Source organism: uncultured Veillonella sp. (genome assembly GCF_934190855.1).
In the GTDB taxonomy this organism is placed as follows: domain Bacteria; phylum Bacillota; class Negativicutes; order Veillonellales; family Veillonellaceae; genus Veillonella.
Genome location: NZ_CAKPTN010000028.1, coordinates 1 through 15,227, shown reverse-complemented (window position 1 = coordinate 15,227; position 15,227 = coordinate 1). Strand labels below are relative to the sequence as shown.

Genomic DNA, 15,227 nt, shown 5'->3' with positions numbered 1-15,227 from the left:
GCACGTGGAGAACGCATTACTGTACCAAAGCCATAAATACGTACATTTTTATGACGTGCTTTTAAGCCTTCAATACGTTTTAAACGGCTTTCTAAAGTTGTAAGTGGAATATTATGTTTACGAGAGTCTACAAGACCACCATAAATAAGTGTATCTGTGCTCAATACCATAACATCTGCACGGCCTGCATTTTGTTCAACCCAAGCCATGATTTGGTCTGCTTGACCTTGGTATGTCTTACCAGAAATCAAATTTTGAGGTGGTGTCAACACAGTCATTCCCGCTTCACGCGCTGTATCAACTGTATATTGCAAGCTTACAGGGCGATCATCTTGAGGGACATATAATACGGTTTCCGCATCAATATTGATGGATGTACCGGTAGCAATAGCTGTTGCCATTAACGCTACTTTCAACCATTTATTCGTCATGAATCAAATCTCCTTCTGTGTACGCGAGTACTCCCGACTCGCAAAATTAACTGTTATATAATACTCTCTTTTTCTGACACTTTTATGAAATGCTCAATAGATTAATTATATCATTTGAGCAATAATTCGCAAACATTGAGGAATTATCGCACCTTTGGCAAACTCCAGTTATATTTGATGGCTAGTAACCGAATTACTAATACGACGGTGAAAGCACCATATACGGCCTCTCCAGCCCAACTAGAAATAACCATTAAATAGTAAACGATACCGCCAATGATACTTGGAAGTGCGTACACATCTTCTTTCAGAACAGACGGAATCCGTTGCGCCAACATATCCCGGATAATGCCGCCCCCAACGGCAGTAATTGTCCCTAGTAATACAATGAAAATCGGCAACTCAGGATAGAGTTTAAATCCAGCAGAGGCACCGGTTACTGTAAAGGATGCCAAACCTAATGCATCAGCTAACAAATATCCTGCTCGACTACGCGGCCCCATCGCATGTTTACGGTAGCGGCTATTATACATAATAAACACGATAATGGTAACAGAAATAACCACCGTCACATATACAACATTGCGCAATGAGTTAGGTGGAAAATATCCGAGCAGAATATCACGCACAATACCACCGCCAATGGCCGTAGCCAATGCCAATACAGCCATACCAAATATATCCATTTTTCGTGCTACCCCAACGAGCGCGCCAGAAATAGCAAAGGCAATGGTGCCAATCATATCAAACATATACCAAATAATATCCATAATACCCTCACACAATCTATTCGCATTACTGCGTACACTATGATAGACTTTATGTAAGATATTATACATTAAGAGGTATGAGAATGACAAAAGACATTACACCGATAGAGATAGAAAACATGGATGAGCGCACTCGAGATGAGTATTTCATGGCCTTCGCCATGGAGGAAGCACGCAAGGCTTATGGCCTTGGGGAGATTCCCATTGGCGCCATTCTAGTAAAAGATAATATCATCGTATCACGCCACCATAATCGTCGTGAGTTAGATCACGATGCAACGGCTCATGCCGAGGTCCTCGTAATCCGCGAAGCATGCGATGTTCTCAAGCGCTGGCGGTTGACTGGTTGTACCCTGTATGTTACGATAGAGCCGTGTCCGATGTGCGCTGGAGCTATTATCAACAGTCGTATTGACCGTGTTGTATATGGTGCTAGTGATTACAAAGGAGGCGCCGTAGAATCGCTATTCAATGTGCTCTCTCACCCCGGTTTAAATCACGAACCAGAACTGACATCTGGTGTGCTAGGTGATGAATGTAGCCAAATCATGAAAGACTTCTTTAAGGAGCGCCGTAAAGCACGGAGGAGTACCCAAGAGGCTGAAGGGTCCGCACTCGAAATGCGGTAGGTCGGGCAACCGGCGCGAGGGTTCAAATCCCTCCTCCTCTGCCAACTAGAATGTTTAAAGCGCTAACTATTGTTAGCGCTTTTTTTGTAAAGGGGCCACTACTATGAAAAAATATTACCCGTATCTCATCACAGTGAGTCACATGATTAATGACTCCTGTCAAAGTGTGTTGCCTGCCCTCTTACCGCTGTTCATTTATACGTATGGGCTCAGCTTAGAACAAGCAGGCTTTCTTATCTTAGCCAATACAGCATTATCTTCATTGTTACAACCATTACTAGGCTACATTTCAGATAAGATCAATCAGCCACGGCTCATTGCCTTTGGCGTTCTACTCTCTGCGTGTAGCACAGGGATGATGGGCTTTGTAACCTCTTATGAAAGCTTACTTATTTGTGCTACCTTAGCAGGTGTAGGCTCTTCTATCTTCCATCCAGAAGGTGCCAAGATTATGAACCGTCTCGGCGGTGGCAAAAAAGGTAAAGCTATGGGAACCTTTGCCATCGGCGGTAGTTCAGGCTTTGCATTTGGCCCGCTATTTGCAGGCGCCATCGCCTATACAGTAGGACCTCATGGGTTGGCTGCTTTCACCGTAGTAGGTATTATTATATTTACTATATTATTCGTCCTCATGCCTCGTATCGTAGCTCATGCACGTACTATCGACCAAGCAGTCGCTACCGAAAATCCAACAGTGGCAGCAAAACCGCTGAAAAACTACTGGAAATACTTTGGCATTTTGTTCATTATCATCTTGAGCCAATCGGTCAACTTCCGCGTTATCAACGCATTTATTCCGATCTTCTGGACTCGCGAACTCGGTACAAGCCCAGAACAAGGCAGCTTTGCCTTAACCGTATTCTTTAGTATCGGTATCTTCATGACATACATCGGCGGCCTATTAGGCGACAAATATGGTCCTATTAAGATTATTAGACTATCCTTATTAGTTTGGTTACCAGCTATGTTCCTATTAACAGAAGTGCCAACCTTCTCTCCACTCATCATGATGCCTGTAGCTTACTTGTTACTACTCATGATTGGCGCTGCCAAAGCGATTAGCTATAGCCCTGTTATCGTACTCGGCCAAACATATCTAGCTAAAAGCATCGGCTTTGCATCGGGTATTACTCTTGGCGTGAGCCAAACTATCGGCGGTGTTATCGCCCCTGTGGTAGGTAACCTAGCAGACACCTACTCCCTCCCAGTTGCAATGATGACACTCGTGCCATTCCTCGTAATGGGCCTCGGGGCATCGTTGATACTTAAAGATCCTAAAAAATTACAATAATTACAACAGAGAAAAGCCCCCTTCACAGAAGGGGGCTTATATAGTTAGCTAAATTAATGTTTTAGCATTTCATTCAAGATAACTACGTCCGTTTCTTTCATACCTTGGGCCACAGTACCGATACTGCGGATGGTTTCGTCAACGGAGTATGCTACAAGACCATCGCCTTTTTGATAGTTCTTGTTAAGGCGTGCTTGTTTATATCCCATAAAGGCGCCATCAAGAGAGATCGCAATTTTACCTGCGCAGGATGGTTTTGCTCCATCACATACGATACCAGATAAGCTTGCAAGACCATTTACAAGGGTATTCTCGATGATATCCTTGCTATCACCTTTCAAGAAGGCAATGCCTGCCACACTTACAACACCAGCAGATACAACGCCGCAGTATGCGGATAATTTACCAATGCCAGATTTAACGTAAAGTGTTAACAAGTTAGCAAAGACGAGCGCTCGATAAAGTTCATCATCACTTTTACCAAGTTCCTCGGCAGTCGTAATGATTGGTACAGATACGGTTAAACCTTGGTTACCAGAGCCAGAGCAGATAACTACAGGCAAGGGACACCCGCTCATACGCGCATCAGAGCCAGCCGCTGCACGAGCTTTACATTTTGTTTCAAGAGATGGATTTTCATCATCTAACAATAATAATTGACCAATGTTAGCACCGTAATCATTAGATAAACCTTCCTTGGAAATTGCAGTATTATACTCTACTTGTTGTTTAATTTGAGGAAGGATATCTGTAATATCAGCTGTTTTAGAAAATTCATAAATGCTATCAAAAGTCATAGCATATTCAGTGTTCGCTGCTTTTTTAATTTCGTTAACCGTTTCAGAAATAATCTCGCCATCTACAGCAACATAGGTTACATTCGTATGGTCATTTTCAATACGAACTACAGCCGTATGTTCATCTGTTTCAGCGGTAATCTCAATATATAGATTATCTACACCTTCAGCGAGTGAAACGGTACAGAAGTTGGCATCAAGCAACGTGCCAAGCCATTTACGATCTTCGTCTGTAGCAGATTCCAATACCTCTAACTCCCGCTCTGGGTGACCTACAATGGCCCCCAAAGTGGTGGCGGCCGTAAGACCTTTACGACCACCAGAGTTAGGGATTACTACAGATTTGACGTTCTTAATAATATTCGCGCTGCATCGTGCGTGAATATGGTTAGGAAACTCATCTAAAACAGAGACTGCCTTCGCAGCCGCATAAGCCAATGCAATTGGCTCTGTGCAACCGAAGGCAGGACGCATCTCTGACTGTAGCAAGGAAATATAATCCATCTTATACTTCCGCAATAATTTCCACTTCTACTAAAGCACCCAATGGAAGATCTTTTACTGCTACGCAAGAGCGAGCTGGTTTAGAAGTGAAATATTTAGCATACACTTCGTTGAATGCTTTGAAGTCAGCGATATCAGCCAAGAAACAAGTTGTTTTAATAACTTCGGAGAAGTCAGAACCAGCTTCAGCCAATACAGCATCAATGTTTTTGCATACTTGTTCAGTTTGCTCTACGATACCACCTGCAACAATGGAACCAGTTGCAGGATCGAGTGGAATTTGACCAGAAGCAAATAATAAACCGTTTACTACTTTGGCTTGAGAATAAGGACCTACTGCTGCTGGTGCTTTGTCTGTGAAAAGTGTTTTCATGATAATTCTCCTTTAATAAATATAATTAAAAATAAATATAACTATTTTCTAGGGCGAGACTCACCTTTGGGGCTCGCTATATATGACGCACTCTGTAAAAGTACGTATATAATAAATTATTTAACAGATTTGAATGCGTTGTCAAATATCGGTTTGAAATAATCACGTTGTACGTCAGTTGTTAACCCAACATAAAACACCGGTTTACCTGGCTTCAACACAAATGCAGCATTTGCATAGAGTGGAGTTTGTACAGTTCCATCAGAATATAACATGCGAGAACTTGCTGCATATGTTTGATATTTTGTACCTGCTACAGGATGAACTTGTTGCGCATCTTCTACTGTAATAGTTTTAAGTACCTTAGGCATAATAGTTCCCTTTTCTGGGTTGCGACTTGGTACATGGATTGGCCCATTTAAAGGAACTACAGTAGTAGTAGTTGGAATTTGCTTATTAATAGTCCCTAATATAAGTTGTTCAGTTACAGGATCGACTTGACCTTTATCAAGAGCCGCCATAGCAGCTATAAACATAGGATCATTAGCCTCTTTACCAGCAAATTGTTGTGCTACCGCTTTTACATCTACGGCCACTAAAAACGCATCTTTTTGACCAGTTTTATCTGCACCTTGTAATTGGTAGATATCAAAATTAGTTCCTAAGTTCTTTATAAATTCTTTAATTTGTGCATTTACAGGATTTGCACTAGACGGATCTACTTTTTCTTGATTTGTAATAAAAGATGTTACAAAGCTAGGAGTATTTGCTTTGGAAGCAGAAACAACATTAACATTATTAGGCACTACCATAGCGCCCCCAATAGTTTGTACATCCTTAGCTAAACCTACACCGGATACAGTTCCTAAAAGGCAGGCAGCACAAGCTAATACTTTCAAAGATTTCATATTATTTACCTCCCTTAAGAGATTGTGTTTGATACATATGCTTCAACTCATTAGTCCAATAATCATAGCTAGAATCATCAGAGTATAAGAATTGTAAGGATAACCCCTTATCAGCAGGAATTGCGTAACCAATCAAAGCAAAGCTATTTCTAAAGCCATCAAAGCCTACTGCACCGCGTACATCACCTGTTACAGCAGTACCATAACGAGTTTGAACAGGTTGATAAGCTACATGAGTTGCATCTACGCTCAATTGTTTCGCCATAAAGCCAGTAAATGTAGAAATTGCTTCCTTATCTCTAGCTGATGTTTTCTTATCAGTAGCTAGTAATTTATCAAATGTATCATTTATATGACTTGGAATACTATCATTAATAGCTTTAACCGCTTTAGCTAATTTCGCACCGTCTACAGTATCACCAGGCAAACTTGCTAATCGTTGTTGTGCGGTTTCTTTAGAATACGCATCAACATGTTTAGAAACGGAGTTCTTTAATTTAGCCTTATCAGCGTCAGATCCTTTTTCTAATACTGTCTTATCAATTTTAATCGCTTGATCGATAGCGTTTTTGGGATAATCAACAACTAACAAATAGCCTGTATGGTGACCTTGCTCATTTGTACCTTGTAATTGATAATAAGAAAAACCATCTAAAACATCACCCTTAACAGGCTCAAAAGGCACAGAATAATGCATTTTCAATACAGTATTAATGGAACTAAGGGATTCTTTATTTGCTGCGAAAAGCATTTGGTTTTGCTCATTATTACGTAGCTTAGCATCTGTAGGAACATGCATAACCTCTACAGCTTTCACCGTAGGGGACGTACTGCCATACATACCATAGCCTAAATCTACCGTATCTGCACATGCCACTGCACCCATGCCAACTGTTAAACATGTAGCACAAGCCAATGTGATAACTTTTTTATTGAGAGCTCTCATAAGACACCTCACTTTTTAACAATACAATATTCGTACAGACTAAAATAATAATCTATACTGCATATACTTATTATTATACTATATCGACATTTACAATTATATAGTATAATTTACAACCTTTCCTTTCTGCTATACAATACATAAATAGACATGTGAACATGATACATCCATGAGAAATAGAAAGGAGTGCACACTAGGTGTGCTTTTATTATGATACAAGAATTAATTCCTCTCACAAGACCGCGCACATTAGCAGCTGCTTTAGGGCCTACGATTTTAGGTGCCGCTTTTAGTTATTATGCATTTGGTGCAGCTCGTGGTACAGGCCTTGCTATCTTCCATACTGTTCTTATTTTCTTAGCTGTTGTAACGGCTCAAATCGTAGCCAATTTATGGAACGAATATAAAGATTTCAAATCTGGTCTCGATGCAGGACAAAAGGTCGGTAACGCTGGCTCCATTACTCGCGGTGCCATTACACCTGAGCTCATCGTTACCATGATCAAAATACTCATGGTAGTGCCAATCATCATCGGTGCCTATTTATCCTCAACCATCACTTGGTATTACGTACCAGCTGGCTTCGTATGTATTCTGATTAGCTTCCTCTACTCCGGTGGTCCAAAACCGATTTCTCGTACACCCTTTGGTGAAATTTCTTCTGGCATCGCCATGGGCCTTGCTATCGTACTTATTACGGGATATGCTTGGACTCGTGAATTGTCTTTAGCACTGTTAATCCCTGCTATTCCATCCACATTACTGGTTGGCTCCATCATGCTTACCAATAATATTCGAGATATTCGCAATGATGAAAGCCACGGCCGTCGTACATTACCAATCGTACTTGGTCGTGAACGAGCTCTCAGCTTGATGAGCATTATGTACATCTTTAATTTTATTTGGATTGTGGCGTGGATCATCGTAGGCCATATGACATATTTTTCATTGTTGGCATTCCTCGCTATACCACTAGCTTTTAAAACAGTCCATACCTTAAGTACTAAAACGGATGAATTCCAACTAGACAAAGCTATGGGGACCACAGCTGGAGCCGCTATGATTTACCAACTCATGTGGTCCATCGGACTCATCATAGGGAAATAATCCTCCATAGCTTTTAGTTATGGAGAACCTATACTAAATCCTTCTTGATAGATAGGGAATAATTTAGTACTATAGATTTAATATTTTATATGCAATGATTGTAAAAGGAGTGTGTCTAATGAGAAAATTTTTAGCATTAGCGGCTACTGTAATCCTCGGCGGTGCTTTATTAATCGCAGGTTGCGGTAACGACAACAACAAACAAGCTGCTAGCGACGGCAAACAAGTTATTAAAATTGGTGCTACTGCAGTACCTCACGCAGAAATCTTGGAACAAGTTAAACCTATCTTAGCAAAAGAGGGTATTGAGTTGAAAATCACTGAATTCACTGATTACAATACACCAAACCTTGCTTTGGGCGACAAAGAAATCGATGCTAACTTCTTCCAACATATACCTTACATGGATGAATTCGCAAAAGCTCACAAACTTAACCTAGTATCTGCTGGTGGCGTTCACCTTGAGCCAATGGGCTTATATTCCCGTCAAATCAAAGATTTGAAAGATCTTCCTAAAGGCGCTAAAATCGCTATCCCTAATGACCCTACAAACGGCGGTCGTGCATTGTTATTATTACAAAAACAAGGTCTTATCACTTTGAAAGACTCCAGCAACATCTTGTCCACAGTTCAAGATATCGCTAATAACCCTAACGAATACCAATTCGTCGAATTAGAAGCAGCTCAAGTACCTCGTTCTCTTGACGATGTAGCTTTAGCAGCAATCAATACTAACTTTGCTTTGAATGCAGATCTTAATCCTGGTAAAGATGCGTTGGCAATCGAATCTAAAGATTCCCCTTACGTAAATATCGTAACTGTACTTAAAGGCAATGAAAGCGATCCTAAGATTAAAAAATTGATGGAAGCACTTCACAGCCCTGAAATCAAAAAATTCATTGAAGAAAAATACAAAGGTGCAGTTGTTCCTGCTTTCTAAGGTATACAACAAAAGAGACCACATAAGTGGTCTCTTTTTTATTGACTTAAATTATAGTCTTAGCTTATTGTCTTAACTTATAGTCTTAGCTTGTTGTCTTAGCTTATAATCTTAACTTACAACTACATGCTATGTGCTCCAAACCTAAAAGGTAATAGTTCATCTAGCTCCACTACTGTATACTCTCCTTTTAGATTTGCCATAATGATGTATGGTATTTCAAATTCAGATATGACCTGACGACAAGCGCCGCAAGGTGAACAAGGCCCTTCTGTATCAGCTACTACCGCAAGGGCTTTAAACTTTGTATAACCTTCTGATACTGCCTTAAAAATAGCAGTGCGCTCAGCACAGTTAGTAAGGCCATAGGATGCATTTTCTACATTACAGCCTTCATAGATAGTACCATCTTCACAGAGAAGGGCTGCACCTACACCAAAATGGGAATAGGGACTATAAGATTTTTCTCGGGCAACAGCAGCACGATCAATGAGCTTTAGAATATGTTGTTCTATCATAATCGGCTCCTTATTCCACGATATCTAGTATCGTATCGACTACTGTTGGTGCTGTTGTACCAAATGTAATAGCCTCTAAATATGTTTTACCTGCATTAGCAAGTAAGTTTTCATCAGAAGCATACAAGGTGGCAATACTTTCACCGGCTATTACAGAATCACCTGTTTTCTTATGCATCACGATGCCTGCACTGTAATCGATAGGGCCATCTTTTACGGTACGTCCTGCACCAAGCATAACAGATGCAATGCCGCATTGCTCAGTATTCATATGTGTAATATACCCATCTTGAGTGGCGATTACATCATAGGTGAATTTACCAATAGCTAACAAACTTTCATCGTCAATAACTCGAATATCCCCACCTTGGGCCTCAATCATGAGGCGTAAACGATCAAGAGCCTTACCTGAGTCAAGTGACTCTTGTACACGACTAAGAGCCGTTTCATAATCGTATAGATGGCTCAATACGAGCATATGTGCAGCCATGATAAGACATTCATGGGTTAAGTCCTGCGGGCCATGACCTTTCAAGGTATCGATAACCTCACGAATCTCCAATGCATTGCCAATGGCATGACCGAGCGGTCGATCCATATCGGTCAATACTGCCTTAACGGAGCGGCCATTTTCATTGCCAATATCTACCATGGCCTTCGCAAGAGCCCGTGCATCATCTAAGGTTTTCATAAAGGCACCACTACCAACCTTAACATCGAGGAGAATAGCCTGTGCTCCAGATGCTAATTTCTTACTCATTACGGAGGATGCAATGAGAGGAATACTATCTACTGTACCCGTTACATCCCGCAAAGCGTAAAGCTGTTTGTCAGCTGGAGCCAATCCTTCCGACTGGCCGATAACAGCAAGGCCTATTTTATTAACTTGATTGATGAAATCATCTTGTGCTAAAGAGACTTTCAGATTGGGTATGGATTCCATCTTGTCGATAGTACCACCTGTATGACCTAGTCCACGGCCAGACATTTTAGCCACCTTACCTCCACAAGCGGCTACAAGAGGTCCAATGATGAGCGTCGTCTTATCCCCTACACCACCCGTACTATGTTTATCTACAGTAATGCCATCAATACTAGACAAATCTACCATATGTCCAGATTGAGCCATAGCTAAAGTTAAGGTTCCTAGCTCTCGAGCACTCATGCCATTAAATACGATGGTCATCAACAGGGCACTCACTTGATAATCAGGGATATCCCCCTTTACATAGCCATCGATAACAAAGCGGATTTCCTCATCTGTTAAGGGTATATTAGCTCTCTTTTTCAGGATAATATCATACATGCGCATAGTTGCACCGCCATTCTAAGAAACCACCTAAGCATTGCCTAGGTGGTTTTCTATTATACTTCTTCGTCTAAGTGATCTTTTAATAACTCTACGGCTGCACTGGCACCAATACGACTGCAACCTTCTGCAATATAGGCTTTCATATCAGTAATGGATCGAATGCCACCAGCGGCCTTAATTTGCACATTAGGGCCTATGTGCTGTTTAAAGAGTCGAATATCTTCAAGACTAGCACCACCACTACCAAAGCCAGTTGAGGTTTTGATATAGTCTGCCCCACCATTGGTGATACATTTACAGAGAGCTACCTTTTCAGAATCAGTGAGGTAACAAGTTTCAATAATAACCTTTAAGATTTTATCGCCACAAGCCTCTTTGAGAGCTCCGATTTCATTCGTTACCGCTTCAAAATCACCTTGCTTTACATCGCCAAGATTGATTACCATGTCGATTTCAGAGGCCCCTTCTTCAATGGCTTGTTTCGTTTCAGCCACCTTGACCTCTGTCGTTTCATAGCCTAAAGGGAACCCGATAACGGTACATATGTTAAGTTTCGGATACGCTTCATGAGCGGATGCCACAAAATCCGGAGGAATACAAACAGATGCCGTTTTATATTTAACACCAGCATCACAAACTTCTTTAATATCATCCCATGTAGCGGTTGGCCGCAAGAATGTGTGATCCACATAAGCTAATAATTCTCTTCCTAACATAGTACCTCTCCTCACTAAAAGAACGACATTTGCTCTGGTTCTGGCTCTTTATGTAAAGCCTCTTGAGCAGAGCGATTTTTCTCATCAATAAATGGTTCTAATGGTACACCTGTAACCTTTAACAAATCTGGCAAACTATTAACACCTTTTACCTTAGCAGCCTCCAACACAACCTTTGCACATGTCTCCGCATCATCTAGTGCATAGTGATGTTTAAATTCAACTCCCATATAGGCTGCCATAGTATTCAACTTATGATTGACTAAATCGGGCCATACTGCACGTGAAAGTTTCACCGTACATGCATAATCTAGCTCTGGCCAAGGGATTTTATAATAATCTAACGTAGCACGCAATACGTTCATATCGAACTTCGCATTGTGAGCCACCATGATATTTCCTTTTAGATGATTTTCATAAATGGCATCCCACAACTGATCAAAGGTCTTTTCATGTAGAACATCCTTAGGTTGGATGCCGTGAATTTCAATACATTCATCATCAAAGCTCATAAACGGTGGTTTGATGAGGCTATACGCTTTTTTGGTAATTTGTCCATCCTTTACGGTAATAACCGCCAAGGAGCACGCACTATTTTTAAATTTATTTGCTGTTTCAAAGTCTAATGCAACGAAATCTAACATAGGACTCCTTTCAAAATCTATATATAAGAATTATATTCATTTACTCTTCTTATTATAGCATGAAATAGACTATAATCTACTGTTCAAAGGTGACCAATAATCACCTCTTTCATACCAATTTTAATTGACAGATAGGCCCTCAGTATGTGAAAATTATTTAGATATATATGTAGTATGGAGGTTGCAACATGGCAGATGACAGATTAATCGTTGCCCTTGACGTATCCACGATGGATGCTGTGAAAGAAATCGTATTATCCCTCGGTGATTCGGTTAGCTTTTACAAGGTCGGAATGGAACTATTCTACGCCGAAGGAGCAAAAACAATTCGTTTTTTACAGGAGCAAAACAAACAAATATTTCTTGATTTGAAATTGCACGACATTCCAAACACCGTAGCCCATGGCGTTTCTTCCTTAACACGTCTCGGCGCTAGTTTGATTACTTTACATGGTCAAGGTGGTCCTGTCATGATGAAAGCCGCTGTAGAGGCAGCTCGTGAAAGCGGTGAAACACTAGGCATTGAGCGACCAAAATTATTAGCCATCACAGCTCTAACTAGTTTCGATGATGAATCTTGGACTGCTATCGGTGGTCAACTACCTATTTCCGACCAAGTAATTCGCCTTGCTAAACTCGCTAAAGATTGCGGCATGGATGGTGTTGTATGTTCCGCGTTAGAAGCTAAAATGATTCGCGAAGCATGTGGCGATGATTTCCTCATCGTAACACCTGGTATTCGTCCGTCCTTTGCAACAACAGATGACCAAAAACGTGTTGCTACACCAGCTAGTGCATTACAAGATGGCGCATCTCGCCTCGTTATCGGCCGCCCTATTACACAAGCAGAAAACCCTCGTGAAGCGGTTCGTTTAATTATTGAAGAAATGGAGAAGGTATCCAAATGATGACAGAACAAGAAGTAAAACAATTACTGATCGACACTCAAGCTATTTTAGAAGGTCACTTCCTTTTGACATCTGGTCTCCACAGCCCAATGTACGTTGAAAAATTCAACGTATTGCAACATCCAAAATATACAGAAACACTTTGTAAAGAATTAGCTGAACGCTTCCGTGATCAAAACGTAGAGCTTGTTATCGGACCTATGACTGGTGGTATCTTACTAGCTCACGAAGTTGGTAAAGCACTTGGCACACGTGCAATCTTTACAGAACGCGAAAAAGGCGTTATGACTTTACGTCGCGGTTTCAAAATCGAACCTGGCACACGCGTACTTATCGTTGAAGATATCGTAACAACTGGCGGTTCCGTACAAGAAGTAGTTAACGTAGTTAACCAATCTGGCGGCGAAATCGTTGGTGTAGGCCTACTCGTTAACCGTTCTGGTGGTAAAGCAGAATTTGGCGTACCTCAAGAAAAAGTACAAGCCTTGCTCAACCTTGAAGTTCCTACATATAAACAAGAAGACTGCCCTCTTTGTAAAGATGGCGTAGCTATGACAGAACGCGGTTCTAAACATATCAAATAAAATAACACAAAAAGAGCTCCTTCAACGAGGAGCTCTTTTTGCTTGTGTGTAGTTATTGTGTGTAAGAGAGAGATTCTGATACGAATGTATCACATAGAGTGTATGGCTCTATGGTGTCCATGAATGCACTTTCATGACCACGCTCTCTAAAAGTGTTGTGAGAGAAAAGAACCAATAGAATATTATTGATTTTGAGTAGTCTGTGGTGCACCTGATGCTGTAGAAGGTTGAGGTGCATTACCATTAGATTGTTGCGGTGGTTGGCCTTGCATAGGCATTTGACCTTGCGGAGGCATTTGACCATTTGAGTTCATATGCTGGCCGTTATTTGGTCCCATACCATCTTGAGGCATCATTTGGTTTTGACAATTTTGGTACATATGTTGACCATTATTTGGCCCCATACCATTTTGAGGCCTCATTTGATTATTTCCATCCATCATATGTTGATCCATATACATATTAGGACCATTATGTCTATGTGGTTTTCTAAACTGTTGTTCATTGGTTTTCATCCATTCACCAAAGTTAGGTAGATCATTGACTGCAAAAGATGTAACTGCCCCAACAGCACAAATTACAGTTAGAATTGCTGTGATTATAATTCGTCTCATAGGGCCTCCTTAATCTACATTACTAAAGTAACGTTCACGAACACCACGAAGTTCTATGCCAACAAAGATACATACAAGTCCACTGAATAGACCTACCCCACCAAGGAAAACTAATGTAACAGTAGATAAAACTGGGAACGCTGTAACATTTTCAAAAGGTTGCCAAGAGCTACCTAATAAATACAAGATTGCTGGCGTAATGATAAATATTAAAACGGCTACAATATAGGATAAAGTACTACCAATGGATAGTAATGTTTTGGATGCTTTTTTAGCCATACTTGGCAACTGTGGCAATAAACGCTCTTTATAGTCATCGAATCGAGCGTAGATTTCTTGCATATTAACAGCTTTGCTTTCACCACCATCTTGACTAAAAGTATCTGTAATAATACCAGCATCTACATAGGATGCGTAAATTTCCTCGGGAGTTCCCAAGGATTTAATGATCTCACTATCTGTAAGACCTTTTTCATAGCCTACAGCAAAATGTTCTTCATAAACCTCTATAATACTCTCTACATCAGCAACGCGCGCCTTTTTAAATATATTGCGCAGTGCTTCCAAAAAGCTATTTTTATCCATTATAGTCCACTCCTCTCAACAGGATATTGATGACACCAGAAAATTCATCCCACTCTTGGCGCATCTTTTTGTATGCCTCACGACCGTCAGCCGTGATATGATAATATTTTCGAGATGGTCCTGTGGAGGACTCCTTCAAATAGGTTTCAACATACTTTTCTTTCTTCAATCTATTAAATAATGGATATATAGTTCCTTCCGAAATTTCAATATATTCTGAAATGGTGCTTACGATTTCATATCCATAGCGATCACTTTGTGTTAATAATGCTAGCACAAGCATATCCATAACACCTTTTTTCAATTGAACTTGCATAGTTCCTCCCTTTAGGCTGTGCCTACCTGCCAATGTGAAAGCTCTCTTACGGTCACTATCATGTACTGACAAATACATAATAACACAAGGTACCTCGTAATGCAAGGTACCTTGTAAAAAAATATGTTTTACAAAGTAGAAACCCTCATCCGAAGATGAGGGTTTCTGTTATGTAAATATACGGTTATGTAAAAATACATTTCTAATTATAAAGCTATCTTACCAAATCTAAATAGAATTTGCTTATTTAGAAGCGGCTTGTCCTAATTTAACTTGTGTGCTCTTCATTTTCCCATTATGAGTATAAGATACTAAAATTGTATCACCAGGTTTC

The 15,227-nt window shown here is 40.5% G+C and carries 19 protein-coding genes and 1 tRNA gene; 7 read left to right on the top strand and 13 right to left on the bottom strand.

Translation table 11 applies throughout. The features are described 5' to 3' along the window. A partial coding sequence (locus Q0F90_RS03065) for a DUF4127 family protein (RefSeq protein WP_296003238.1) occupies nucleotides 1-431 on the bottom strand: 431 nt, incomplete at its 3' end. A 143-nt stretch (nucleotides 432-574) separates the two neighbouring features. Further along, nucleotides 575-1,201 carry a trimeric intracellular cation channel family protein gene (locus tag Q0F90_RS03060; protein ID WP_105098425.1) on the bottom strand — a complete coding sequence of 209 codons (627 nt, stop codon included), beginning with the start codon at nucleotides 1,199-1,201 and terminating at the stop codon, nucleotides 575-577. Between the two features lie 83 nt (nucleotides 1,202-1,284). On the opposite strand from Q0F90_RS03060, the gene tadA reads away from it, so the two are divergent. The 3 genes from tadA (at nucleotide 1,285) to Q0F90_RS03045 (ending at nucleotide 3,121) form a co-directional block, all read left to right on the top strand. Further along, nucleotides 1,285-1,830 carry a tRNA adenosine(34) deaminase TadA gene (gene tadA, locus Q0F90_RS03055; RefSeq protein ID WP_296003239.1) on the top strand — a complete coding sequence of 182 codons (546 nt, stop codon included), beginning with the start codon at nucleotides 1,285-1,287 and terminating at the stop codon, nucleotides 1,828-1,830. Then, nucleotides 1,784-1,874: transfer RNA gene (locus tag Q0F90_RS03050), tRNA-Ser, on the top strand. Before tadA ends, Q0F90_RS03050 begins: the two co-directional genes overlap by 47 nt. A 59-nt stretch (nucleotides 1,875-1,933) precedes the next feature. Then, nucleotides 1,934-3,121: an MFS transporter gene (locus tag Q0F90_RS03045; RefSeq protein ID WP_296003235.1), complete on the top strand. Its 1,188-nt coding sequence runs from the start codon at nucleotides 1,934-1,936 to the stop codon at nucleotides 3,119-3,121. Nucleotides 3,122-3,174: 53 nt separating this feature from the next. Here Q0F90_RS03045 and Q0F90_RS03040 read toward each other — a convergent pair whose 3' ends face one another. From Q0F90_RS03040 to Q0F90_RS03025, 4 genes are all read right to left on the bottom strand, one after another. Beyond that, on the bottom strand, nucleotides 3,175-4,422 hold the full coding sequence (locus tag Q0F90_RS03040) for a serine dehydratase subunit alpha family protein (protein WP_367113398.1): 1,248 nt from the start codon (nucleotides 4,420-4,422) through the stop codon (nucleotides 3,175-3,177). A gap of 1 nt (nucleotide 4,423) precedes the next feature. Then, nucleotides 4,424-4,795, bottom strand: coding sequence for a RidA family protein (locus Q0F90_RS03035; protein ID WP_296003231.1), 372 nt, complete (start codon nucleotides 4,793-4,795; stop codon nucleotides 4,424-4,426). A gap of 116 nt (nucleotides 4,796-4,911) precedes the next feature. Further along, a complete protein-coding gene (locus Q0F90_RS03030; protein ID WP_296003229.1) occupies nucleotides 4,912-5,703 on the bottom strand; it encodes a hypothetical protein in 792 nt (263 codons plus the stop codon). 1 nt (nucleotide 5,704) lies between these two features. Further along, a complete protein-coding gene (locus Q0F90_RS03025; protein WP_296003228.1) occupies nucleotides 5,705-6,649 on the bottom strand; it encodes a hypothetical protein in 945 nt (314 codons plus the stop codon). A 210-nt stretch (nucleotides 6,650-6,859) separates the two neighbouring features. Between Q0F90_RS03025 and menA the strand changes: the two genes are divergently transcribed. Beyond that, nucleotides 6,860-7,756, top strand: a complete 897-nt coding sequence (gene menA / locus Q0F90_RS03020; protein ID WP_296003226.1) for a 1,4-dihydroxy-2-naphthoate octaprenyltransferase — start codon at nucleotides 6,860-6,862, stop codon at nucleotides 7,754-7,756. A gap of 118 nt (nucleotides 7,757-7,874) precedes the next feature. Beyond that, on the top strand, nucleotides 7,875-8,696 hold the full coding sequence (locus Q0F90_RS03015) for a MetQ/NlpA family ABC transporter substrate-binding protein (RefSeq protein ID WP_296003224.1): 822 nt from the start codon (nucleotides 7,875-7,877) through the stop codon (nucleotides 8,694-8,696). Between the two features lie 122 nt (nucleotides 8,697-8,818). Here the strand turns inward: Q0F90_RS03015 and Q0F90_RS03010 are convergent, their stop codons facing one another. Genes Q0F90_RS03010 through Q0F90_RS02995 form a run of 4 tightly spaced genes read right to left on the bottom strand, consistent with a single transcriptional unit; the run spans nucleotide 8,819 to nucleotide 11,886 of the window. Further along, nucleotides 8,819-9,214 carry a cytidine deaminase gene (locus Q0F90_RS03010; protein ID WP_296003222.1) on the bottom strand — a complete coding sequence of 132 codons (396 nt, stop codon included), beginning with the start codon at nucleotides 9,212-9,214 and terminating at the stop codon, nucleotides 8,819-8,821. Between the two features lie 10 nt (nucleotides 9,215-9,224). After that, the gene (locus Q0F90_RS03005) at nucleotides 9,225-10,526 is read right to left on the bottom strand and encodes a pyrimidine-nucleoside phosphorylase (protein WP_296003220.1); all 1,302 of its coding nucleotides are present in this window, start codon (nucleotides 10,524-10,526) and stop codon (nucleotides 9,225-9,227) included. Between the two features lie 53 nt (nucleotides 10,527-10,579). Continuing rightward, on the bottom strand, nucleotides 10,580-11,242 hold the full coding sequence (gene deoC / locus Q0F90_RS03000) for a deoxyribose-phosphate aldolase (protein ID WP_296003219.1): 663 nt from the start codon (nucleotides 11,240-11,242) through the stop codon (nucleotides 10,580-10,582). A gap of 14 nt (nucleotides 11,243-11,256) precedes the next feature. Beyond that, nucleotides 11,257-11,886, bottom strand: a complete 630-nt coding sequence (locus Q0F90_RS02995) for a 3'-5' exonuclease (protein WP_296003216.1) — start codon at nucleotides 11,884-11,886, stop codon at nucleotides 11,257-11,259. A 188-nt stretch (nucleotides 11,887-12,074) separates the two neighbouring features. Between Q0F90_RS02995 and pyrF the strand changes: the two genes are divergently transcribed. Then, a complete protein-coding gene (gene pyrF, locus Q0F90_RS02990; RefSeq protein WP_296003215.1) occupies nucleotides 12,075-12,794 on the top strand; it encodes an orotidine-5'-phosphate decarboxylase in 720 nt (239 codons plus the stop codon). Then, entirely contained in the window at nucleotides 12,791-13,378 is a 588-nt protein-coding gene (pyrE, locus tag Q0F90_RS02985) for an orotate phosphoribosyltransferase (protein ID WP_296003213.1), read from the top strand. The genes pyrF and pyrE overlap by 4 nt, the downstream gene beginning before the upstream one ends. A 182-nt stretch (nucleotides 13,379-13,560) precedes the next feature. Here the strand turns inward: pyrE and Q0F90_RS02980 are convergent, their stop codons facing one another. The 3 genes from Q0F90_RS02980 to Q0F90_RS02970 are packed head-to-tail and all read right to left on the bottom strand — an operon-like array spanning nucleotide 13,561 to nucleotide 14,893. Next, the gene (locus Q0F90_RS02980; RefSeq protein ID WP_296003211.1) at nucleotides 13,561-13,992 is read right to left on the bottom strand and encodes a transcriptional regulator; all 432 of its coding nucleotides are present in this window, start codon (nucleotides 13,990-13,992) and stop codon (nucleotides 13,561-13,563) included. 9 nt (nucleotides 13,993-14,001) lie between these two features. Then, on the bottom strand, nucleotides 14,002-14,577 hold the full coding sequence (locus tag Q0F90_RS02975; RefSeq protein WP_296003209.1) for a DUF1700 domain-containing protein: 576 nt from the start codon (nucleotides 14,575-14,577) through the stop codon (nucleotides 14,002-14,004). Continuing rightward, a complete protein-coding gene (locus Q0F90_RS02970) occupies nucleotides 14,570-14,893 on the bottom strand; it encodes a PadR family transcriptional regulator (protein ID WP_296003207.1) in 324 nt (107 codons plus the stop codon). The genes Q0F90_RS02975 and Q0F90_RS02970 overlap by 8 nt, the downstream gene beginning before the upstream one ends. Between the last annotated feature and the right edge of the window lie 334 nt (nucleotides 14,894-15,227).